Source organism: Psychrobacter sp. S4(2024) (genome assembly GCF_036861305.1).
Taxonomy (GTDB): Bacteria; Pseudomonadota; Gammaproteobacteria; order Pseudomonadales; family Moraxellaceae; genus Psychrobacter; species Psychrobacter cryohalolentis.
The window spans coordinates 63,495-86,505 of sequence record NZ_JAZAQR010000005.1 but is presented as its reverse complement, the minus strand read 5'-3'; the positions used below and the strand labels follow the sequence as shown (position 1 = coordinate 86,505).

Sequence of the window (23,011 nt, the reverse complement as noted above, 5' to 3'; positions counted from 1 at the left end):
ATTCTTACAATTTAATTATAGATGCGAAGCAACGGTGTTAAACGCCACTAGCAGCTAACTTATTCATACAGCGGATAAAAAATTCACAATTGACTTTACACGAATACAACCCTGCATTAATATATGCAGCTAAATATTTTACTTAACAGCGCTGTATTAAGCGTCGACTGTCAAAACACAGTGATAATAAGTAAACATATACATAAGAATTTTGCGTACACATGTAAAGGGCTATTACTGAACTATCATAAGCCCTTTTTTGATAGCTAAAATTTATCTTACGCTATCAAATCAGCATGAGTCATAGAACTATGGGTTGGATGTTATTGGTTACATGAGCGTGTTAGCATGAGTCATTTGCTTGCTTTGTTGTAAGGCAGATAAACATACTAAAATCTCATCAGATGACAACCATATTTTTGGTAGTTGATTAAATCGTTGATTAATAAGAAGCTGACATTATGGCAGGCGAGCAAACAACAACAGAATATATCTCTCACCACTTAACGAACTGGACGTACGGCTATCTGCCGGGCGAAGGTTGGAAAGTTGCCTATAATGCTGAAGAAGCTAGTGCAATGGGCTTTAAAGCTATCCACCTTGATTCTATGCTTTGGTCAATTGGTCTAGGCATTGTTTTCTGCGCCATCTTTTGGATGGTCGCTAGGAAAGTCACTTCAGGCGTGCCGGGTAAAACTCAGGCTGCGGTTGAGATGATCGTTGAGTTCGTTGATAACAACGTTCGTGATTCGTATAGTGGTACCTCAAAGCTGATTGCGCCTTTGGCGTTGACTATCTTTGTATGGATATTCTTAATGAACTTGATGGATTTACTACCCGTCGACTTTATCCCTATGATTGCTGGCCAAATCGGCGCACTGATGGGACATGATCCACATCATGTGTACTTTAAGATTGTTCCAACCACGGATCCTAATATCACGCTTGGCATGTCTTTTTCTGTCTTTATACTGATTCTATTTTATAGTATCAAAGAAAAAGGTTTGGGCGGCTTTGTTGGCGAGCTAACACTGCATCCGTTTAGTGCCAAAAACCCTATCGTACAAATTATTTTAATACCCATCAACTTTATCTTAGAGTTTGTTACTTTGATAGCGAAACCTATCTCTTTAGGTTTACGACTATTCGGTAACATGTACGCTGGTGAGTTGATTTTCATACTGATTGCCTTAATGCCGTTTTGGATTCAATGGGCGTTATCAGTACCGTGGGCTATTTTCCACATCTTAATTATTACACTTCAAGCGTTCGTATTTATGATGCTGACGATAGTTTATATGTCACTTGCATCATCAACTGAACATTAATTAGACATTCAATAGGTAAATGAGGATACATCCATGGATCCAGTATTAGGTGGTTACACAGTTATCGCAGTAGCACTACTTATCGGTTTAGGTGCACTAGGTACAGGTATTGGTTTTGCTATTCTAGGTGGTAAATTCCTAGAAGGTGTTGCGCGTCAGCCAGAACTTGGTTCACAGTTGCAAACTCGTATGTTCATCGTAGCAGGTCTTCTTGATGCTATTCCGATGATCGGTGTTGGTATTGCTATGCTATTGTTGTTCGCTAACCCTCTAGCAGGTTAATCAGAAAGCTCAGTTGTAAATGTTTGGTAGTCAAAGCTTGTATCTTAACCATAGCCAAAGTTTGGCTATCAAATATGATCAATGAAACTGATTTTTCATTAACAAAGAGGTGATCACGTGAATATCAATTCTACCCTCATCGGTCAAGCCATTGCTTTTGCAATCTTTGTGATGTTCTGCATGAAATTCGTGTGGCCACCACTTATCGGCGCAATTAATGACCGTCAGCGTAAAATTGCTGAAGGCTTAAATGCCGCAGAAAAAGCAAAAGCAGATTTGGCGACCGCGGAGCGAGATGTACAGCAGGAGCTTGATCTTGCAAAGACTAAAGCTGCTGCTCTGATCGAGCAAGCAAATAAAAGCGCCAATCAACTTGTTGAAGATGCAAAATCGCAAGCCCAAGTGGAAGGCGAGCGCATTCGTCAACAAGCGCAAGCCTCTATCGACCAAGAAATCAATCAAGCACGTGAATCATTACGTGCCCAAGTTGCTGAATTGGCGGTACTTGGTGCAGAAAAGATTTTGCAAGACAAAGTCGATGTGCAAAAACATGCCAGCATGTTAGACCAACTGGCGGCGAAGCTGTAATTGTGAGGATATAATGGCTGACTTATCAACCTTAGCACGACCGTACGCTAAAGCCGCGTTTGACTATGCCAATGAAAACGGGGCAGTAAATGAGTGGGAAGACTTCTTATTTGTTGCCGCCACCGTTGTCAATGACAAGTCGTTCAGTACTTGGCTAGACAATCCAGCTGTTTCTGCTGAGCATAAGTCAGCTGCTTTGGTCGATCTTTATGATACGCAAGTAGCTAGCGCTAATGATTCTGCTTTTAAGCAGTTATTAGATGCAAATAAAGGGGTTCGCCCTGACAGCAACGCCAGCTATTCAAAAGTATCAGTAGCATTTAGTAACTTCGTTAAACAGTTATCAGAACAAGAGCGTCTGGCGCTGCTTCCTGAAGTTTATGAGCATTATCGCCGTCACAAGGCAGTAAGCTTAAAGCAGCTTGACGCTTATGTGACCTCTGCTTATCCATTAACCGATGATCAGCGTGATATGCTACAAGCACGTCTTGCTGCTTCGCTAAATGCTAGCGTAGTGATTCATGAATCGGTGGATGCCAGTCTTTTGGCAGGCGTTACGATCAAAGTCGGTGACAAAGTCATCGATGATTCGATGCGCGGCAAGTTACAACAGTTAAAAACACAGCTAACGGCCTAATGCCAATCATTAACGTAGCTTAATTAAGCATGCGTGATATAAGAGCATTTACGTCAGTGGCGGGTTATCATAAATTAAAGGAAACAAGGCAATGCAACAATTGAATCCAGCGGAAATCAGTAACCTGATTAAGCAGCGCATTCAAGACCTTGATGCGGGTGCAACTGCAAAGAATGAAGGCACGATTGTCAAAGTATCTGACGGTATCGTGCAGATTCATGGTCTTGAAGATGCCATGTACGGCGAAATGATTGAGTTTGAAGGTGAAGTCTACGGAATGGCGCTCAACTTAGAGCGTGATTCTGTTGGCGCAGTAGTACTGGGTGACTTCCTAAAACTACAAGAAGGTCAAAAAGCCTATTGTACTGGTCGTATCCTTGAAGTTCCGGTAGGTCCTGAGTTGCTAGGCCGTGTTGTTGATGCTTTAGGTAACCCTATTGATGGCAAAGGTCCTATTAATGCCAAAATGACTGACAAAGTTGAGAAGATCGCTCCAGGCGTTATCGATCGTCAGTCAGTTGATCAGCCAGTAATGACAGGTTATAAGTCTGTTGATACCATGATTCCAATCGGTCGTGGTCAGCGTGAGCTTATCATTGGTGATCGTCAGACGGGTAAAACCGCGATGGCTATCGATGCGATCATTGCACAGAAATCATCTGGTATTAAATGTGTCTATGTTGCAATCGGTCAGAAACGTTCTACCATTGCCAACGTCGTACGTAAGCTTGAGCAAACTGGCGCCCTTGAATATACTACTGTTGTAGTAGCGTCAGCATCAGAGCCAGCAGCACTGCAATATATCGCACCGTACTCAGGTTGTACGATGGGTGAATACTTCCGTGACCGCGGCGAAGATGCACTGATTGTATTTGATGATTTATCAAAACAAGCAGTCGCGTATCGTCAAATCTCACTACTATTACGTCGTCCGCCAGGTCGTGAAGCGTATCCTGGTGATGTATTCTATTTACACTCACGTTTACTTGAGCGTGCATCACGCGTAAACGCGGCGTATGTAGAAAAATTCACCAATGGTGAAGTGGTCGGTAAAACAGGTTCTTTAACTGCTCTACCTATCATTGAAACCCAAGCAGGTGACGTATCTGCATTTGTACCGACTAACGTGATTTCAATCACTGATGGTCAGATTTTCTTAGAGTCAAGCCTATTCAACTCAGGTATCCGTCCGGCTGTGAACGCTGGTATTTCGGTATCACGTGTTGGTGGTGCGGCTCAGACTAAGATTATTAAGAAACTGTCTGGTGGTATCCGTACCGCACTGGCTCAGTATCGTGAACTTGCAGCATTCGCTCAGTTTGCATCAGATCTTGATGATGTGACTCGTGAACAGCTTGACCACGGTGAGCGTGTGACTGAATTGATGAAGCAAAAACAGTATCAGCCAATGTCAATCTCTGAGCAAGCCGCTGTTATCTATGCGTCAAACGAAGGTTTCTTAGCAGACGTACCAGTTGAAAAAATCGGTTCTTTTGAAGAAGCTTACTTACGCTACATGCATGATGAGCAAGCTGACTTAATGAAAGAGATTGATGACACTGCGAATTATAACGATGATATCGCAGGTCGTTTAAAGTCTTCTTTAGAGACTTTTAAACAAAATCACAGTTATTAATTTAACGGGTTAAGCCAGTTTTGTTGTGGCTTTAGTGTTAGAGCTTATGGAGTGGCGCGTTGTCTGATAAGCTTTTTATTAAGACAGCAGCGCCACTTTAGTCACAACTCATGGTATATGGTTGCGTCATGCCACAAGATATTAAAACATTTAAACAATGATGCAATGCTAAATTGTACATTGTTAATGAGAATACCGTTTTATATTGAAATATTGTTGCATGCGCCAATGCTTTTTTAACCCTCTTATATTGGAATCATTATGGCAAACTTAAAAGAAATACGTGCCAAAGTCACCAGTATTCAAAGCACCCAGAAAATTACTCGCGCTATGCAAATGGTAGCCGCCAGTAAAATGCGCCGTGCCCAAGAGCGCATGGAAGTGGGTCGCCCGTATGCTGATAGTATGCGCCGGGTTATTTCGCATTTGGTGCATGCCTCATCCGATTATAAACATCCGTATATGGTAAGCCGTCCAGTCAATAGAGTTGGCTATATTGTCATCACATCTGACCGTGGTCTAGCGGGTGGTTTGAATATCAACTTATTCAAAGCCTTATCTAAGAATATCCAGAAATACCAAGAGCAGTCTGTACAAGCTGAATTTGCTGTCATTGGCGCTAAAGGTGTCAGCTTCTTTAAAAGCTTTGGTGGTAAAGTCACCTCAGCCGTAACTGATTATGGTGATAAACCTACTTTTGAGCAGATAAATGCACCAGTTCAAGCGATGCTTGACGATTATACAAACGGTAAAATAGATCGCATTTATGTGGTTTATAATAAGTTTGTCAATGCAATGACCCAAAAGCCAACGGTCAATCAGTTGGTACCTTTACCAGAGAGCGCATTTGGTGAAGAAGAGAGTGGCATTCAGACAGAACTTAGTTGGGATTATATCTACGAGCCTGATATCAAAACATTGATTGATGAATTGCTTGGACGTTACATTGAGTCTATCGTCTATCAAGCGGTAATGGAAAACATTGCCTCTGAGCAGTCCTCACGTATGGTTGCGATGAAAGCGGCGACAGATAATGCTGGCGACCTAATTAACGATTTACAGTTGGTTTATAACAAGCTGCGTCAAGCGGCGATTACCCGAGAAATATCGGAAATCGTTGGCGGTGCTGCTGCTGTTTCATAATTGAAACCCTTTATAAAACCCAATATATACAGAATTTCCAGGAGAACGCAATGAGTAGCGGTCGTATTGTACAGATTATTGGCGCGGTTCTTGACGTTGAGTTCAACCGTAATGAAGTACCTAAGATTTTTGATGCTTTGCTAGTTGATGGCACCGAAACTACTTTAGAAGTACAGCAACAGCTGGGTGATGGCATCGTACGTACGATTGCTATGGGTTCTACTGAAGGACTCAAGCGTAACCTTCCAGTTACCAATACTGGTGGCCCAATTTCTGTGCCAGTTGGTATCGGTACGCTAGGTCGCATCATGGATGTTCTTGGTCGTCCTATCGATGAAGAAGGTCCAGTGCAAGCAGATGAGCGCTGGTCAATTCACCGTGAAGCGCCAAGCTATGCAGAACAATCAAACAGTACTGAGCTGTTAGAGACTGGTATTAAAGTAATCGATTTACTTTGCCCGTTTGCTAAAGGTGGTAAAGTTGGTCTGTTTGGTGGTGCTGGTGTTGGTAAAACCGTCAACATGATGGAATTAATCAATAACATCGCGCTTAAGCACGAAGGTCTATCAGTATTTGCGGGTGTTGGTGAGCGTACGCGTGAAGGAAATGACTTCTATCACGAAATGCAAGAAGCTGGCGTTGTAAACACTGAAGACTTTAGCAAATCTAAAGTTGCGATGGTATACGGTCAGATGAATGAGCCACCGGGTAACCGTTTACGTGTTGCACTGTCTGGTTTGACCATGGCTGAATACTTCCGTGATACGAAAGATCCTGCTACTGGCAAAGGTCGTGACGTATTGTTATTTGTTGATAACATCTACCGTTATACACTAGCCGGTACTGAAGTATCAGCACTGCTAGGTCGTATGCCATCAGCGGTTGGTTATCAGCCGACACTTGCTGAAGAAATGGGTATGCTGCAAGAGCGTATTACTTCTACGCAATCAGGCTCTATTACTTCTGTACAAGCGGTATATGTACCTGCAGATGATTTGACCGATCCATCACCAGCAACGACGTTTGCTCACTTGGATGCAACTGTGGTACTAAGCCGTGATATCGCTTCACAAGGTATCTACCCTGCAGTTGATCCACTAGATTCAACGTCACGTCAGCTTGATCCATTGGTTATCGGTGAAGAGCATTACAACGTGGCTCGTGGTGTTCAGGAAGTTCTACAGCGCTATAAAGAACTAAAAGACATCATCGCGATTTTGGGTATGGATGAGTTATCAGAAGAAGATAAACTGGTTGTTTATCGCGCTCGTAAAATTCAGCGCTTCTTATCACAGCCATTCCATGTCGCTGAAGTTTTCACTGGCGCACCTGGTAAATATGTACCATTACGCGATACTATTGCTAGCTTCAAAGCAATCATCGCAGGTGAATATGACAGCTTACCAGAGCAAGCCTTCTATATGGCTGGCGGTATCGACGAAGTCGTTGCTAAAGCTGAAAAAATGAAGTCTTCTGCTGCGTAAGTGGTATTAGTATTCGCTAAAAAGTAGGTGTAATATAAACTTTATATCTACTCTTTAGTAACGTGTTGCGTTTTTGATCGCGCTTTGATAGTAAGGAATTAAGTATGGCAACGTTACAATGTCGCGTCGTAAGTGCTCGTGAAGAGTTGTATTCAGGCGAAATTAGCATGTTAATAGCTAGTGGTACCGAAGGCGAGATTGGTATATTGCCAGGTCACACTCCGCTTATTACTTTGCTAAAGCCAGGTGCAATGCGCGTACAAACGCCAAATGGCGAAGAAGAAGTGATTTACGTCTCAGGTGGCGTACTAGAAGTACAGCCAAAAATGGTCACCGTACTTGCTGATACTGCCATGCGTGCACATAACCTTGACGAAAGTAAAATCGTTGAAGCACGTAAGAAAGCGGAGCAAATGCTGGTCAACCAGTCTGATACCGTACAAACTAATGCTGCCTTGGCGTCATTGGCGGAATCTGTTGCCCAGCTACAGACCATCCGTAAGTACAAAAACCGTGCTTAATATTTTTTGTTTGTAAGAGTAAATATTTACTCTTGTAAGCAATAATAAAAAAACAGTCCTTTATGGGCTGTTTTTTTATGGCTGTTGGTTTTATTGGATAGTGATGGTTTTTAGCTTTTAGCCAAAAAGCTACTAGCAACAATGGCAATATATGGTTATATTAAGGGTTGAAAAATAGTTTGCTAACTTATAAAGTTGAGCTGTTTTATGCGCTTTACTTAATGATCAGGCTTATGATCGAAAGCTTTAGACATAGCGAAACGGTTATGAGCAAATAAAGTTATTTGACGCTTTTTGAAGACGATAAACGGTATGATTTTTGCACGTAAAATAAAGTTTTAATGGTCGTAGTTTATAGGTTTTGTTAACGACTATAAGCTATAGTATAGGAAGCTGCAGGATTAATAGTATACTGTGCTGCCAAGTTTGTAACAGCTATATAAACAGCAGTTGCACTATTTTGTAGTGCTATTCATTTTACTGCTCTTATTTTGACTACTTTTAAATGAGATGTATTAGAGGATATAACAATGACAACGAATGATGATGACAACACCCCCCGAATTTTGATTGTTGAGGACGATGAGCGTCTGGCCATGTTGACCCAAGATTATTTGGTCAAAAACGGTCTAGAAGTGGCGATTGAAACGGATGGTAATCGCGCCATTCGTCGTATTGTCAGTGAGCAGCCAGATTTGGTCGTACTTGATGTCATGCTTCCTGGTAGCGATGGCTTGACAGTCTGCCGTGAAGTACGTCCACATTACCAGAATCCTATCTTGATGCTGACTGCACGCACAGAAGATATGGATCAAGTATTGGGTCTTGAGATGGGCGCCGACGATTATGTCGCTAAGCCTGCTCAGCCACGTGTTTTATTAGCGCGTATTCGTGCATTATTACGCCGTTCAGAAAACGCCCCGTCAGAAGATGTGCCGCAGCGTCTAGAGTTTGGTGAATTGGTTATCGATAATGGTGGTCGTTCAGTGAATCTAGGTGATGAGTTAGTAGATTTCACCAGTGCAGAATATGACCTACTATGGTTGCTTGCTTCTAATGCTGGCCGTATCTTGTCACGTGAAGATATCTTTGAGCGTCTACGTGGTATTGAGTATGATGGTCAAGATCGCTCTATTGACGTCCGTATCTCACGTATCCGTCCAAAAATCGGTGATGATCCAGAAAACCCAAAACGTATCAAAACCGTACGTAGTAAAGGCTATCTGTTCGTAAAAGAAGGCAACTAATCGCCGACTTTTGCTATAAGTCTTGATTGTTCCTCGTTATGCAATAAAAAACCAGCGTAAAGCTGGTTTTTTAGGGTTTAAATATTAAGTTTTTAACCTTAATTGCTGCGTTATGTGGTTTAATTAAGCGATAATTTTGTGTACCAGTTTAATTATCATTAAATATATATCACAGCAAATATTATCCTATAGTGGTTATAATAGGTATTATTCTATTGATAACGCTTATTCATCAGGTTGGTCACGGCACGTATGTCATTAGTCTCTTCTCTTAAACACAGTATTTTTGTTCGTATTTATGCAGGGCTATTGATAGTCTGCTTGTGTGTGGCACTATTTGCCCAGCTATTGATGGATACCATCAATAAAGAGCGCGTCCAATCTTATCGTGAAAATATGGCGACAGGGGCGTTTCATATCGTGAGTGAGGGTTTGGCTCACCAAGAAAACGAGGCGCAACGTGATTATTGGTTGTCTGATGCCAGTAGTTTGTTTGGCTCAGAATTTAAGATCGTGTCTATTGATGAAGTGGATTTTAACGCCAGCGAGCTGCGCCGTTTTGAGAAAGAAAACACGGTCGTACGCTATATCAGTCAACTGACCACTGCCGATGTCTATTATCGCCTACCAGACAATCAAGGTGTTTTGACTGCGCGTATCTCACAAGTGACTGAACAGCAAGTCAGAGCTATCGCCGTATTTTTGCTAGATGATTTGTCCTATTATATTACTTTGTCTGATAAACGTGCACGTTTGGCACAGTTAGAAGAAAAGTTTTCATTCCCTTTAGCATTTAAAGCGGTAGCGGCGCTCGATTTGGATCCTGATCAGATGGCGCGCTTGCGCCGTGATGAGGTGGTTATCTTATTGCAAGATACCAATACCAGTAAAAGTAACTCATCTATCAAAGTCATTGTGCCGTCTGAAATTAGTGATATGGCAATTTTGATCGGTCCAGTACCTTTGTTTAATTGGTTCCCACTAAACTTAATCGTCAGTATGATTTTGATCAGTATGTTTTTAATCAGTTTGGGTGTGTATGCACTGATTTTCCCGCTTGAGCGCAAGTTACAACTGATACAGGTCGGGGTAAATGAGGTCAGTAAAGGCAATCTTGAAAGTCAAGTACAGGTGATTGGTCAAGATGAAATCGCCCGTTTAGCTGCAACCTTTAATGCCATGACTTCTCATATTAAGCGTTTGATTGAGTCGCAGCGAGAGCTAACGCGAGCGGTGTCACATGAGCTACGTACGCCCGTTGCCCGTATTCGCTTTGCTGTTGATATGCTGGCAGATACTGATGATGAAGACTCGCGTTTTATGCAGCGTGACTTTATTGATGAAGATATCGAAGCGCTTAATGGCTTGATTGATGAAATTCTCACCTATGCGAAACTTGAAGAAGGCTCGCCCAAGTTGGATTTGGAACCAGTCAATCTTCGAGAACTGCTTGAGCAGATTGAGCGTGAAACCAATGCCTTGGGTAAACCGATTAAAATTGTCACTAAACTGCCAAATGCTAAAGTAGAAGCAATAGCAGATAGACGCTACTTACATCGCGTGATTCAGAATTTGGCTGGTAATGCTCTGCGTTATGCAGAGACTACGATTATCATTAGTGCTGGGGTCAAAAAGGGCAATGCCTTTGTCAGCGTTGAAGATGATGGTCACGGTATTCCAGAAGCAGATCGCGAAAAGGTCTTTATTCCATTCTCCCGCTTAGATGACAGTCGGACGCGTGCCTCAGGTGGCTACGGTTTGGGCTTGTCTATCGTATCACGCATTGCTTTTTGGTTTAATGGTCGTATGAAGGTTGATGAGAGCCGAGATCTTGGTGGCGCGCGGTTTGTGATGACATGGCCTATCAAGCCACTGACACAAATTTTAGCGGCCGATGAATTAACCCAAGATAAGAGTGAGCGTGAGTTTGATGCATAAGCATCATCAATATACTTTTGAAATAAAACAGTGCTGTTAAGATGACTTTTATAAAGGTATCAAAACGCCTATCGAAATACTATTTCACTTGTAGCTATGTTATTTCTAACTGATCATAAATGACGCTAACAAGTTATTTATTGCTGTTATTTAGTCTTTAATGGAGGAGGGCAACGGATGCCGTATTTATTTGGAGGTTTGGTGGTATTAAATGCTGTGACACTAGGATATTATTTATTCTTACAGCAGCCAAGTACTACTCAGACGCTAAAGGTAGCGCAGGATGAGATTACCCAGCCTTTAGCGTTTATTAACAGTGCTGAGTATATTCCGCCGGCTATTGGCAACAAGTAATAAGTTTTATAACCGTTGAAGTTTTTATATCTAAAGAAAAATAATACTAAAAAAGCAACGATAGCCAGTCGTTGCTTTTTTAGTATTATTGATTGGCACTATTATGATCAGTTCAATATAAAAGTGATTAAGCGAGAAAAATTCGTCCCAGTCTCGCCCTATAAAATTACGTATCTATTTTATTTAATATCAACTGTCTCAATAAATGGCTTTGTAGCGGGATTGACATTCAAAGGTTGTTCTCCGGCAACTTCTGAAATGAGAGGGATGCGAATACAGACTTGCAGACCACCATCTGGATGATTAATAGCCTCAACTGTTCCATGATGCAAGCGGGCGATACGGTCAACAATCGCCAAGCCGAGTCCACTACCCTGAGTGGTACGCGCTGATTCGCCACGCTCAAACGGCTGCATGACACGCTCGAGTTGGTCTTCTGCCACCCCATCGCCGCAGTCTCGCACACATATAATCAACTGCTCTTTTGCTTCTTTATTGACTGTATTTTCGGTCACGACATCGCTGTATTCTATCACCTCTTTTTCTACAAAGGTTGGCATGACAACAGCAGACAGATAAATAGGCGGCTCACCATAACGCTTGGCATTATTCACCAGATTGATAATCAGGCGCTTAATCGACATAGGACGTACGGGCACAAGCTTGCTGCATTCTGACTGATAAATAAACTCTAGTGGCGCAAATTGCACCATAATCTCATTAAATATGGTATCTAAATTGGTAAGGCGTACAGGCTCATCGGAGCCATCTTTCATAAACGAGATAAATTGCTCTAAAATAGCATCCATATCTTCGATATCGTAAATCAACCCTTCACGAAAAAAATCATCGGGCAGCATTTCAGCAGTTAAGCGCATACGAGTCAGCGGGGTACGCAAATCGTGTGAGATGCCGGCTAACATAATCGTACGCTCTTTTTGCGCCTGGTTAAGAGTAGTAAACAGACGGTTAAAAGCCATATTTACTTGGCGAATCTCGGTAGGACCATGACGGGTCGGTAGCGTTGTTGCATGACCCAACTGAATATAGTTGGTAGCAGCACGTTGAAGATAACGTAGAGGACGATTTAATTGACGGGCTAATAAAATAATCGTCAACAGTGTCAAAATGGGTAGCCCAAACAAAAACAAGATCAATAAAGTAGGGCTGTACTGCGAATAATAGACCACAGGTTCGCGTATCCAAAAACTGCTATCACGACTGTCTTGTACCCAAAGCTGAGGGGTTGGTTTAAATTTAAAATATACTTCAACTGGTCGCCCCAATTGTGCGCTGATTTCTCGCTGTAATACATCCGTAAAAACACTGACAAAAGCTTTGTCCGCAACCTCTGGAAAGTCACTTGGATTATCTACCACTACTACATGTGAGTGCTGATAAATCCACTGACGGACTTCAGGATTGTCCCGCCAGTCTCGATTGGCGCTGTTCATCAGCCGAAGCTCGCTGGTCAAATAGCGCGCATGGCTTTTGAGCTCGGGTAAATATAGACTGCGCCAAAAAAACAAAATTGATACCCCGACGCTAATGAGAACAATAAAAGCCACCATTAGAGTGGTTAGCAGACTATTAGAGTAAGAGCGGGGTAACCAGCTTTTATGAGGCAATGGTGGGTTTGGCGTGGTCATAGGAATCCAAATTATAATGAGGCAGTGACAGATGCTATTGTTAGGATAGCATAACCCATTAATAACGCTGCCAGCTTTCATCGACAACGCTGGCAATATCATCCGCTTAAGATAAAGGCATATGATAGAGGAGTATCCATCATATTAGCAGCGTGAATGATGAATCTTATTTACAGTCAGAACGATTTAAGCTATTGTTAATAAATAATTAAATAAGCACAGTTTATGTTTTCAATAAAATAAGACTGTGGTATAATTATGCCCTTTTTGGTATACCTGCGAAAGAGAGAATTCACATGGTTGTTATTCGTTTAGCACGGGGCGGTGCCAAGAAACGCCCATTTTATCAAGTAGTTGTTGCTGATCAACGCCGCGCGCGTGACGGTCGCTATATTGAAAACATCGGCTTTTTTAACCCACTCGCTAAAGATTCTGAAGAAGCAGTGCGCTTGAACATGGAAGCGTATAATGCGTGGGTCGCAAAAGGTGCACAACCTTCTGATCGCGTTGCTTCATTAGCAAAAGCTTATAATAAGTCTGCTGCTCAAACTGAAGCTACTGCTTAAGTTTTGGCTGCAATAGACTGATAGTGCATTTATGCATCCATCAGTTGGCTTAAGAATACCTAGCGTAACTGGTCTAACCAGGGTACGCCATTAACTGTTTATCGCTTTTGACGACGTTTATCGTTTTTAATGGCTTTTTATTTATCATCGCTGTTTTTATCATTGTTAGGTTAGCCGTTATGTCGTCTGCTCCAAACGCTAGTGCCCTTATGAAAATTGGTCAGCTCAAAAAGCCTTATGGCATCAAAGGTTGGCTTTGGGTCTTTAGTGAAACAGACGATCGTACGGCGATATTCGACATCAAGCCTTGGTGGATGAAAACCGCTACCGGTATGAAACCTTTGACAGTAAAGGCTTGGCGTGAGCAAGGCACAGGAATTGTGGCTCAGTTTGAGCAGATTCCTGATCGCAATGTTGCTGAGACCATGAATGGGGTAACTCTTTGGGTCGAGCAAGACATCTTGCCAGAACCTGCTGAAGATGAATACTATTGGTCGGATTTGGTCAGCCTGCGCGTAATGAACGAGCAGGATGAATATCTAGGCGATATTACTGAGATGTTTGAAACTGGCGCCCACGCTATCATGCGGGTTGCGGCAACGACAGACAGCTTAGATGCCGATGAGCGCCTAATTCCATGGCACAAGCAAACTGTAGTGAAGGTCGATCTGACTGAAAAGACAGTGCTAGTGGCATGGCCGAGTGATTATTGATAATAATTTTAACTTTGCGGTTAAGCTTTATCAGTAATAACACCGATTTATTTAGCCAATATTAGCCACTGCGCAAGTAGACATCTGATGTATTTTGCCGTTATTAGTATTTTTCCTGAAATGTTTGCCACGATTCGTGAGTTTGGAATCACAGGTCGGGCAGTCACTCAGAAGCAAGTAACGATTGAATGCATCAATCCACGTGATTTTACCAGTGATAATTATCGCCGTATTGATGAACGCCCGTATGGTGGCGGTCCTGGCATGGTGATGATGGCTGAGCCCTTATCCCATGCGATTGAGGATGCGCGCCTACGAGCAAGTCAGCATGGCTGCCGTGTCGACAAAGCGCACTGTCCGGTGATTTATATGTCGCCACAAGGACAGACGCTGAGTGAGAGTAGTGTGGTCGATATGACCGAGTATGACGGCATGATTATATTATGCGGTCGTTACGAAGGCATTGATGAGCGCTTACTGTCGCAGTATGTCGATATGGAAATATCACTTGGTGATTACGTGCTTACCGGTGGTGAGCTACCAGCAATGGTGCTAATGGATAGTGTGATACGTCGTCTGCCTGATATTATGGGTGATGATAAGTCAGCTGAGCAAGACTCGTTCGTCGATGGCTTGCTTGATTGTCCACATTATACTAAGCCGCATGAGTTTGCAGGTATGGCAGTGCCTGAAGTGTTACTTTCAGGTCACCATGCCAATATCGCGAAGTGGCGCTTTAGTCAGCAAGTCGAACGTACGCAAGCGCGTCGTCCAGACTTATGGCAAGCGTTTACGCCAACGGTAGAGCAAGCAAAGTGGCTAAAGGCATTAGCAAAAGCTGATAAAAAATAGCGGTTAAAAAGATAAACAGTTAAGTAATAAAATTTTGAGCAATAACAAAACGAGTCATAGCATAATGGCCGTTTGTCATAACCTACTTACGTTGTGTCTTATTAAAAAGAGATATAATTAATTATTACAAACAGGTGATATGCGTCAAGCCTCTATTATCTAATGTGAGGAGATAACTCTCATGAGCAACAAGCATCCATTGGTTCAGGTCATCGAAAATGCTCAATTGATTGAGCGCCCAAGCTTTGCACCCGGCGATACCGTTGTGGTTCAAGTAAAAGTACGTGAAGGTGAGCGTGAGCGTTTACAGGCTTTTGAAGGCGTTGTAATTGCTAAGCGTAACCGCGGTTTAAACTCAGCGTTTACCGTACGTAAAATCTCAAGTGGCGTTGGTGTTGAGCGTGCATTCCAATTGCATTCACCAATTATCGATAGCATCGAAGTGAAACGCCGTGGCGCTGTTCGCCGTGCGAAACTATACTACTTACGTGAACGCTCTGGTAAATCAGCACGTATCCGCGAGAAGCTTGCTCCGCGTGCGCCTAAAGTTGTTAAGGCAAAAACTGATGCTCGCGTTCCTGATGCAGTTGAAACTGCACCTGGTATTTAAGCAAAAGTTTGCCATCTTTAATTAGCTGTATGGTATACAGTCGATTAAAGTAAGGCGATAGTAGATACAAACCCTTATTCATAGGTTTATCATATAAATAAGCGGGTCATACCAAAAAAGACAAAACCCCAATCTGTGCGAATGCCAGATTGGGGTTTTTGTTTCTGGCGCTTTAAATCACAGACTTAAATTAAAGCTTTAAACGTTGCCTTTAATCATCGAGATTTTCAATACGGCTGTTTTGGTCTTTAGATTTGCTGTACTTACGCAAGCGTATGTATAGCGTCTTGGTGACGATAGCGATGGTCTTTTGCTGATCGTCCACGATATCTACTTGGTATTCACGAAAGACGGGTTCACCCTCTTTTGCCAGCTCTTGAATGGCTTTAATCTCACTGCTAGGGATTTTCATGCGAGCAGTAACTTTGCTATTGCCCGGCGCGATAAATTCAATATGTGAGCTTTTATCCCAAACGACGTAACTGCTACCCAGTTGATGCATGAGCATGAGCATATAAAATGGATCAACCATTGAATATAAGCTGCCGCCAAACTGTGTCCCTACAATGTTCTTATTTAAACTATTTAGTCCCATATTGACCACACATAAACCTTGGTCAAGGTTTATGTGCTCAATCTTGATGCCGGCACCGATATAAGGTGCATAAGTGTTGATACGTAGCTTGAGCAGATAAGGTGTGAGCAATGGCATAATATTTTTTTTAGCGTTACGTTTTAGCGTCTCAAGATTTTTGGGTAGTAAACTCATAAACTTATCCTAGGGAACTTCTTGATTTTTAGACTGCTATTATTCAATCGTTATGGGTAAAAAGGTATTTATCATAGTGAAAAACTTATAAAGGCGCTAGAGCTAAAGCGTAACTTCATTCAAATCTTAGCGCTTTGTTTTTGTCTATGCGTGATTGTCGATGGTTTATGTACCATAACGCATTATTAATTATAAGAACCATCATCATAATGACTACAATTTACTATTTTATTAGCAACTAAGTAGTTAATAAGTTTGCATTTATTTTAAAAGGAAACTTTATGTTATTAATGGCTGCTATATTTATAGTATATTCGAATCGTTATACATTCGCATTCTAAAGTCTCATGACATACAATGACTGCATTTTTTCTTCAGTGGCTTAACACTTATCGCCAGAGTAGTAAGTGGATAACCAGTCACTAAAACGTCGGTCGACACAAGGAAATGTGATGAGTAACACGCAGCTTCCCCCTTTAGATGCCAATCCGCAGCAGCCAACCTCTTCTGATAATGATGTTCAAAGTAGTTATGTAGAATTACATAAGCCCTATTCAAGTTTTAAAAATCGTGATGCCTACCTCAATCATGAATTACAAATCATGCAGCCGAAACGCTGGCGCGCCAACTTACCGTTCCGTGATTATCGTTTTGAGTACGAAGATACCATTCCAGCAATGGCTGCGACCATTGGTAAAGTCGTGATGGTGGGTGCTATTGCGGCGACTTTTGCAGGGCCACTCGGTTTGGGTGATGCTTTTATCTTAGAAAACGTCCGTTATGAGTTATTGATTGTTTCGTTTTTTGTCATTTTATTCTCAGGTTTTCTACTACCGACCGCCAACCTTGCGGGTACTCATGGGCCTTTAATTCCGCTTATTCCTATTGTTGTCGCAGCTGGTGGTCACCCGATGGCCTTTGGTCTGCTCATCGGTGCCTTTGGATTATTATTGGCAATCAGTAAAGGGGGCAGTTTACTAGCAAATTTGACCAGTAAAGGCGTGTGCGGTGGTTTGCTGCTCTACTTGGGCTTTATTGGTACGATATCACAAGTTAAAAACTTGTTTGCATGGGCAGAGGGCATTGGCATGGCGCATATTGCTTTTGTGGTGATTTTGCTGACGATTGTCTTATATGCTGTGTTAGAAAATTTTCAAAAGCGCTGGCTGGCTGTGCCGCTGAGCTGTTTGTTAGGTGGTGGCGTGGCATTTGCTATGGGCGCACCTTTTGCCTTTAAAACCGCACCCGGTCTACCGCATATGAGCCCTATGTATTGGTGGGGTGAAAATACCGGTTGGATGTTAGGATTACCGACGGTTGAGAGCTTTATCGTGGTATTACCTTTTGCGGTGTTAGCAGTGGCGATGTGGTCGCCAGATTTTTTAGGTCATCAGGTTTTCCAGAAAATCAGCTATCCCAAACGTACTGAACGTGTACTGATGGATATTGATGATACGATGACCAGCGCATCGTTTCGTCAGGTCGTAGGTTCTGTGCTCGGTGGGGCAAACTTTGCGTCGTCATGGGGTACTTATATTGTACCTGCAGCAATTGCCAAACGTCCTATTCCAGCTGGTGCGATTTTGACAGGACTATTTTGCCTTATCGCAGGTGTTTGGGGTTACCCTATGGACTTGGCAATCTGGGAGCCAGTGATGTGTGTGGCGCTGATTGTTGGGGTATTCATTCCATTGCTTGAAGCTGGGATGGAGATGACGCGTGAGGGTAAAACTACTCAGTCTGCTGCTATTGTGGTTTTTGCGTCCGCACTAGTTAACCCCGCCTTCGGTTGGTCTATTACTTTGGTGCTTGATAATTTAGGATTAATTGGCTCTAAAGAGCGCAGTGCCAGTCTGACCAAAATGAGCCGCTGGATTATTCCTGTGATCACCTTTGTGATATTGACGGGGGTTATGGCAATCGTCGGTATGTTGCCAGGTATCCCAGCACTATTACCAAATTTCCGTCACTAGTCACACTGTAGGGTTGTTTTTCTGCAAAAAGTCAGCCTTGGTGCTGGCTTTTTTTATGGTTATTGCTAAGCTGATAAGGGTTCTTGTAAAACCCATGCCATCGCCCCATAAACATCTGTATATCAGTATCTTGAGAGCAATAAATTCTATGGTCAATGTCTCAGAATCGAGTCCCATCGATGACAAGAAAGCCCGTCTTAAACATTTAATCCAGCGCCTGCCAAACTTGCCGGGAGTGTATAAAATGCTGGGTAAAAATGGTGATATTTTATATGTCGGCAAAGCTAAATCACTCAAGAGCCGTGTGAACAGCTACTTTGCGAAAACCATTGATCATCCTAAGACACGAGCACTGGTGGCACGGATACATAATATTGAAACCATCATTACCCGCAGTGAGACGGAAGCGCTGTTACTTGAGCAAAATCTGATTAAAGAATATCGTCCGCCTTATAACGTGCTACTGCGCGATGATAAATCCTATCTCTATGTGTTTATTTCAGCAGATAAGCCTTATCCAAGATTGGCTTATGGGCGCGGTAAAGGTAATCACCAGAAAGGGCGATTTTTCGGTCCTTTTCCTTCCGCGCATGCGGCAAAAGAAACACTGGTGCTCATGCAAAAAATGTTTCAAATGCGCCAATGTACCAATACCTTTTTTAAGCAACGTAAGCGTCCGTGTCTTGAATACCAAATTAAGCGTTGCCGTGCGCCATGTGTGGGCTTAGTATCGCCAGAAGAATATAGCGAGGACGTCAATAATACTATTCGTTTCTTAAAAGGTGACTCTAGTGATATCCATACTGCTTTGATTGAAAAAATGGAAGCTTCTGCTGAAAAGCTAGACTTTGAAAAGGCAGTTTTTTATCGCGATCAGCTGTCTATGCTGCGTGAAGTACAAGCCAAGCAAGCCGTTTATACAGTGCAGGGCGAGGCGGATGTGATTGCTATTGCCAGTCAAGCAGGCATGACCTGTGTCAACGTATTGACGGTACGTGGTGGGCGCGTGCTTGGCGGTAAGAACTACTTCCCTGATGTCGATAGCAGTGAGCCTCTTGCAGACAATTTATCAGCGTTTATCACCTCATTTTATTTTCAGGTGACGGATGATTTGCCAGCAGAGATTATATTGAGCGATGAATTACCAGATCAGCTAGCAGTGAGTGAAGCGTTGGCAACACACTTTGGTAGTAAGGTCGTTATCAAAACCAGCGTACGTGAGCACCGTGCTGAATGGTTAGACTTAGCAAAACTCAATACTAATAATGCACTAAAAACCAAACTTGGTGATTATTTAGAGTTACATGCACGCTTTGGGGCGTTAAAAGATGTCTTGACCGAAGTCACGGATCGTACCATTGACCGTATCGAGTGTTTTGATATCTCACATACGATGGGCGAGGCGACGATTGGTAGCTGTGTGGTCTTTGATCAAGGTGGCTCGCGTCGTCGTGATTATCGTCAGTATGCTATCCATGACATCGTCGGCGGTGATGACTATGCAGCGATGAAGCAGGTGTTAACACGGCGTTATAAGAAGCAGCCATTGCCTGATTTATTGCTGATTGATGGTGGTAAAGGGCAGCTCGGTATCGCTAAAGAAGTGCTGACTGAGTTGGGTATCCTTGGTGATACTTTGCTTATCAGTGTGGCAAAAGGTGAAGGACGTAAGGCTGGCTTGGAAGTGTTGCACTTTATCGATCATGAGCCACTTGACTTGCCTATGGATAGCAAGGCGCTGCATTTATTAATGCATATCCGCGATGAGGCGCATCGTTTTGCAATTACAGCGCACCGTAAGAAGCGCGATAAGCGTCGTTCATCGTCGGTGCTAGAAGTGATTCCGGGGCTGGGTGAAAAGCGCCGTCGTGACTTGCTCAATCACTTTGGTGGCATGCAGCAATTGCTTGGTGCCTCGCAGCAAGAATTGGCAGGCGTGCAGGGAATTGGTCCGGTATTAGCGAAAACCGTTTATAAAGTGCTGCATGAGTAGTCTAGGTAATGTTCGTCAAATTTAGGTTTATGTTCATAAAATTTGAACATGAAAAAAGAGGCTGTCCTAGAGTTATTTAGGATAGCCTCTTTTTTCATGTTTAAAATTTTACTATTATTCAGCGCTTTTTATTTTATAAGTCACAAATCTAAAATCTAACGCGCTTTTTTCATCATGCATCTGCTCAGATTCTTCCGCAACTTCAAACTCACTTGGCAGCTCAGGATAAAAGGCATCGCCATCAACAATTTCAGTGTCAACGTGAGTCAGTTCGATACGGTCGGTGTACAGCAATGCATCGCTAAACACGCGCTCGCCACCAATTACCCAAATCGTATCAAGATGCGCACCATGCGCAAGGCTTGCTGCTTGAGTTAAGGCATCGTCTAAATTATGCATTACATAAGCTTTATCGCTGCCGACTAAGCCTTTTTGCTCAGCATAATCTATCTGGCTACTAATAATAAAGCTCACACGTTTAGGTAACGGCTTGCTGCCCATTGACTCAAAGGTCTTACGACCCATAATCACGATACCTTGTATCGCACCGTCATTTGGTTTGGTTGTCATACTTTTAAAATGCTGCAAATCGGCTGAGATATGCCACGGTAGCTCATTGTCTTTACCAATACAGCGATTGCTACTGATAGCCGCGATTTGGGCAACTTCGGTGTTGGCATAACTCATAAATTATCCTTTGCTAATGTTTAAATATATTTAAATACAATCGAATAAACAGGCGCTATACCGCCACTTGCGCCTTAATCGCTGGATGCGACTCATACCCATCAACACTGATATCATCATAATTAAAAGCAAAAATATCTTTTACATTAGGGTTAAGCGCTAATGTCGGCAGCGTATAAAGCGAGCGGGTCAGCTGCAGCTCCACTTGCTCACGGTGGTTTTGATAAATATGGCAATCGCCACCGGTCCAAATAAATTCACCAACTTCTAGATTACAAACTTGTGCCACCATATGAGTCAACATGGCATAACTTGCGATATTAAACGGTACGCCCAAAAATAAATCCGCTGAGCGCTGATAGAGTTGGCAGGAGAGTTTATTATCCGCAACAAAAAACTGGAATAACGTATGACAAGGTGGCAGCGCAACTTGCTCTGCTTCACCCGGATTCCAGCCAGAGACAATCAAGCGCCGCGAGTTAGGGTTGGTTTTTATTTGTTCAACCACTTGTGCGATTTGATCGACACCGTCAGAGTTATACTGCCCATCTGCAGTTGTGGTCGCGCCATAATTACGCCATTGGTGACCATAAATAGGACCTAAGTCGCCAGCAAGACGATTAAAGCGCGTGGTTTGCTCGCTCGTTGCCCATTCATTCCAGATGCGTACGCCGTTTTGTTGTAAATAATCGACGTGGGTACTACCACTTAAAAACCATAGGAGCTCATAAGTGATGGACTTAAGATGAACTTTTTTGGTGGTTAATAGTGGAAAGCCATCGGCTAAATTAAAACGTAACTGCGCGCCAAAATGGCTTAGCGTACCAGTACCAGTACGATCACCTTTTTCCGTGCCTTCGTTAAGGACAAGGCGTAGCAGGTCTAAATAGGCTTGCTCGTTTTTAATGATAGAGCTGTTCATGGTCATAAAATTACTCTTCTGCGCTATTAAAACGCATCTTTAATATAGTTCTTAACGTGGTGCATAAAGAAGATAAAGCTTAATAAGCGGCTTGCTTACCCCAGTCATAAATACCGCGCTTATAAGCATAAATCAGCATAATCAAACCAGCGATAATCATCGGTGCACTCAATAGCTGCCCTTTGGTCATCCAACCTAATAAAATAAATCCTTGGTCAACATCAGGCTGGCGGAAGAATTCGATGATAAATCGGCTGATACCATAACCCAGTAAGAACACAGCAGAGGCAGCCATACGTGGACGCGGCTTTGATGAATACCACCATAAGAAGATAAATAGCAGCAGACCTTCGGCAAAGGCTTCATATAGCTGCGATGGGTGACGCGGCAGCACATACTGACCATTAACCTCAATCATTAGCTCTTGCAATTGTGGATTACTCTGTAATTGCTCCATATCAAAGGCAGCGGCTTGCGGAAAATAAGTCAGCCAGTTATAGCCACCGTCTGATACGCGTCCCCATAACTCGCCATTGATATAGTTGCCAATGCGACCAAATAGTAAACCGGTTGGTACACAAGGCACGATAAAATCGAATACTTGAAAGGCAGTTTTCTTATACTTACGAGCAAAGAACCACATGCCTACCATGACACCAATAAAACCGCCGTGGAAAGACATACCGCCTTCCCAAACTTTTAATAGATAAGCCGGGTTTTGTAATAGCTCGCCAAACTGATAAAACAGCACATAACCGATACGACCGCCCAAAATGACACCAAGCGCACCATAAAAAACCAAATCGGACACCATATCAGTGGTCCAATTGTCACGTTTGCTGCTGCGATACCAAGCCAGACCAAAAGCTGCAGCAAATGCTAGCAAGTACATCAAGCCATACCAGTGTACTTCTACTGGACCCAAGGACAGCGCTACAGGATTATACTGAGGATGAATTATCATAAGGTCGTCATAATTATTGGTAATGAAATGCTGTCTATAATAGCAAAATTCATCCCTTGCGAACACTATGATAAATGTATGGTTTATTGAATGAATAGCAAAGCGCTAAAAAAACCGATAAGATGAAAAAAGCGCATCAACTTCTAAGGAATTAT

Annotated in this window: 22 protein-coding genes; 17 read left to right on the top strand and 5 right to left on the bottom strand. The window is 42.7% G+C overall.

The genetic code is table 11. The annotated features are described in order from the left end of the window. Positions 1 to 461: 461 nt before the first annotated feature. From atpB to VLA57_RS12070, 11 genes are all read left to right on the top strand, one after another. Entirely contained in the window at positions 462 to 1,328 is an 867-nt protein-coding gene (gene atpB / locus VLA57_RS12120; RefSeq protein WP_011514638.1) for a F0F1 ATP synthase subunit A, read from the top strand. Between the two features lie 33 nt (positions 1,329 to 1,361). After that, complete coding sequence (gene atpE, locus VLA57_RS12115) at positions 1,362 to 1,610, top strand: F0F1 ATP synthase subunit C (RefSeq protein ID WP_010197960.1); 249 nt, start codon at positions 1,362 to 1,364, stop codon at positions 1,608 to 1,610. A 117-nt stretch (positions 1,611 to 1,727) separates the two neighbouring features. Beyond that, positions 1,728 to 2,198, top strand: a complete 471-nt coding sequence (locus VLA57_RS12110; RefSeq protein ID WP_011514637.1) for a F0F1 ATP synthase subunit B — start codon at positions 1,728 to 1,730, stop codon at positions 2,196 to 2,198. Positions 2,199 to 2,211: 13 nt separating this feature from the next. Next, on the top strand, positions 2,212 to 2,835 hold the full coding sequence (locus VLA57_RS12105) for a F0F1 ATP synthase subunit delta (protein WP_011514636.1): 624 nt from the start codon (positions 2,212 to 2,214) through the stop codon (positions 2,833 to 2,835). Positions 2,836 to 2,926: 91 nt separating this feature from the next. Next, positions 2,927 to 4,471 carry a F0F1 ATP synthase subunit alpha gene (gene atpA / locus VLA57_RS12100; RefSeq protein ID WP_011514635.1) on the top strand — a complete coding sequence of 515 codons (1,545 nt, stop codon included), beginning with the start codon at positions 2,927 to 2,929 and terminating at the stop codon, positions 4,469 to 4,471. A 261-nt stretch (positions 4,472 to 4,732) separates the two neighbouring features. After that, on the top strand, positions 4,733 to 5,614 hold the full coding sequence (gene atpG / locus VLA57_RS12095; RefSeq protein ID WP_011514634.1) for a F0F1 ATP synthase subunit gamma: 882 nt from the start codon (positions 4,733 to 4,735) through the stop codon (positions 5,612 to 5,614). A gap of 50 nt (positions 5,615 to 5,664) precedes the next feature. After that, complete coding sequence (gene atpD, locus VLA57_RS12090; RefSeq protein WP_011514633.1) at positions 5,665 to 7,098, top strand: F0F1 ATP synthase subunit beta; 1,434 nt, start codon at positions 5,665 to 5,667, stop codon at positions 7,096 to 7,098. A gap of 104 nt (positions 7,099 to 7,202) precedes the next feature. Next, positions 7,203 to 7,619 carry a F0F1 ATP synthase subunit epsilon gene (locus VLA57_RS12085; RefSeq protein WP_149493092.1) on the top strand — a complete coding sequence of 139 codons (417 nt, stop codon included), beginning with the start codon at positions 7,203 to 7,205 and terminating at the stop codon, positions 7,617 to 7,619. 530 nt (positions 7,620 to 8,149) lie between these two features. Beyond that, positions 8,150 to 8,866 carry a response regulator gene (locus VLA57_RS12080; protein ID WP_011514631.1) on the top strand — a complete coding sequence of 239 codons (717 nt, stop codon included), beginning with the start codon at positions 8,150 to 8,152 and terminating at the stop codon, positions 8,864 to 8,866. 252 nt (positions 8,867 to 9,118) lie between these two features. Further along, positions 9,119 to 10,804 carry an ATP-binding protein gene (locus VLA57_RS12075; protein ID WP_133104948.1) on the top strand — a complete coding sequence of 562 codons (1,686 nt, stop codon included), beginning with the start codon at positions 9,119 to 9,121 and terminating at the stop codon, positions 10,802 to 10,804. Between the two features lie 177 nt (positions 10,805 to 10,981). Further along, positions 10,982 to 11,158: a hypothetical protein gene (locus tag VLA57_RS12070; protein ID WP_201531891.1), complete on the top strand. Its 177-nt coding sequence runs from the start codon at positions 10,982 to 10,984 to the stop codon at positions 11,156 to 11,158. A 179-nt stretch (positions 11,159 to 11,337) separates the two neighbouring features. Here VLA57_RS12070 and VLA57_RS12065 read toward each other — a convergent pair whose 3' ends face one another. Continuing rightward, complete coding sequence (locus tag VLA57_RS12065) at positions 11,338 to 12,807, bottom strand: ATP-binding protein (RefSeq protein ID WP_133104947.1); 1,470 nt, start codon at positions 12,805 to 12,807, stop codon at positions 11,338 to 11,340. A gap of 296 nt (positions 12,808 to 13,103) precedes the next feature. Between VLA57_RS12065 and rpsP the strand changes: the two genes are divergently transcribed. The 4 genes from rpsP (at position 13,104) to rplS (ending at position 15,548) form a co-directional block, all read left to right on the top strand. Continuing rightward, positions 13,104 to 13,373: a 30S ribosomal protein S16 gene (gene rpsP, locus VLA57_RS12060; protein WP_011281274.1), complete on the top strand. Its 270-nt coding sequence runs from the start codon at positions 13,104 to 13,106 to the stop codon at positions 13,371 to 13,373. Positions 13,374 to 13,552: 179 nt separating this feature from the next. Next, positions 13,553 to 14,086 carry a ribosome maturation factor RimM gene (rimM, locus tag VLA57_RS12055; protein ID WP_133104946.1) on the top strand — a complete coding sequence of 178 codons (534 nt, stop codon included), beginning with the start codon at positions 13,553 to 13,555 and terminating at the stop codon, positions 14,084 to 14,086. 87 nt (positions 14,087 to 14,173) lie between these two features. Then, positions 14,174 to 14,938, top strand: a complete 765-nt coding sequence (gene trmD / locus VLA57_RS12050) for a tRNA (guanosine(37)-N1)-methyltransferase TrmD (RefSeq protein WP_333955032.1) — start codon at positions 14,174 to 14,176, stop codon at positions 14,936 to 14,938. A gap of 181 nt (positions 14,939 to 15,119) precedes the next feature. Next, on the top strand, positions 15,120 to 15,548 hold the full coding sequence (gene rplS, locus VLA57_RS12045) for a 50S ribosomal protein L19 (RefSeq protein WP_011514626.1): 429 nt from the start codon (positions 15,120 to 15,122) through the stop codon (positions 15,546 to 15,548). A gap of 211 nt (positions 15,549 to 15,759) precedes the next feature. Here the strand turns inward: rplS and VLA57_RS12040 are convergent, their stop codons facing one another. Then, positions 15,760 to 16,317, bottom strand: coding sequence for a DUF4442 domain-containing protein (locus tag VLA57_RS12040; protein WP_149409727.1), 558 nt, complete (start codon positions 16,315 to 16,317; stop codon positions 15,760 to 15,762). Between the two features lie 452 nt (positions 16,318 to 16,769). Between VLA57_RS12040 and VLA57_RS12035 the strand changes: the two genes are divergently transcribed. Both VLA57_RS12035 and uvrC read left to right on the top strand, forming a co-directional pair. Continuing rightward, positions 16,770 to 18,290, top strand: coding sequence for a DUF3360 family protein (locus tag VLA57_RS12035; RefSeq protein WP_133104942.1), 1,521 nt, complete (start codon positions 16,770 to 16,772; stop codon positions 18,288 to 18,290). 148 nt (positions 18,291 to 18,438) lie between these two features. Further along, positions 18,439 to 20,283 carry an excinuclease ABC subunit UvrC gene (gene uvrC / locus VLA57_RS12030; protein ID WP_133104993.1) on the top strand — a complete coding sequence of 615 codons (1,845 nt, stop codon included), beginning with the start codon at positions 18,439 to 18,441 and terminating at the stop codon, positions 20,281 to 20,283. 114 nt (positions 20,284 to 20,397) lie between these two features. On the opposite strand, the gene VLA57_RS12025 is transcribed toward uvrC, so the two are convergent. From VLA57_RS12025 to lgt, 3 genes are all read right to left on the bottom strand, one after another. Further along, the gene (locus VLA57_RS12025) at positions 20,398 to 20,970 is read right to left on the bottom strand and encodes a dihydrofolate reductase (protein WP_133104941.1); all 573 of its coding nucleotides are present in this window, start codon (positions 20,968 to 20,970) and stop codon (positions 20,398 to 20,400) included. Positions 20,971 to 21,025: 55 nt separating this feature from the next. Beyond that, complete coding sequence (locus tag VLA57_RS12020) at positions 21,026 to 21,898, bottom strand: thymidylate synthase (RefSeq protein ID WP_333955031.1); 873 nt, start codon at positions 21,896 to 21,898, stop codon at positions 21,026 to 21,028. Between the two features lie 73 nt (positions 21,899 to 21,971). Continuing rightward, the gene (lgt, locus tag VLA57_RS12015) at positions 21,972 to 22,856 is read right to left on the bottom strand and encodes a prolipoprotein diacylglyceryl transferase (RefSeq protein ID WP_011514620.1); all 885 of its coding nucleotides are present in this window, start codon (positions 22,854 to 22,856) and stop codon (positions 21,972 to 21,974) included. Positions 22,857 to 23,011 lie beyond the last annotated feature (155 nt).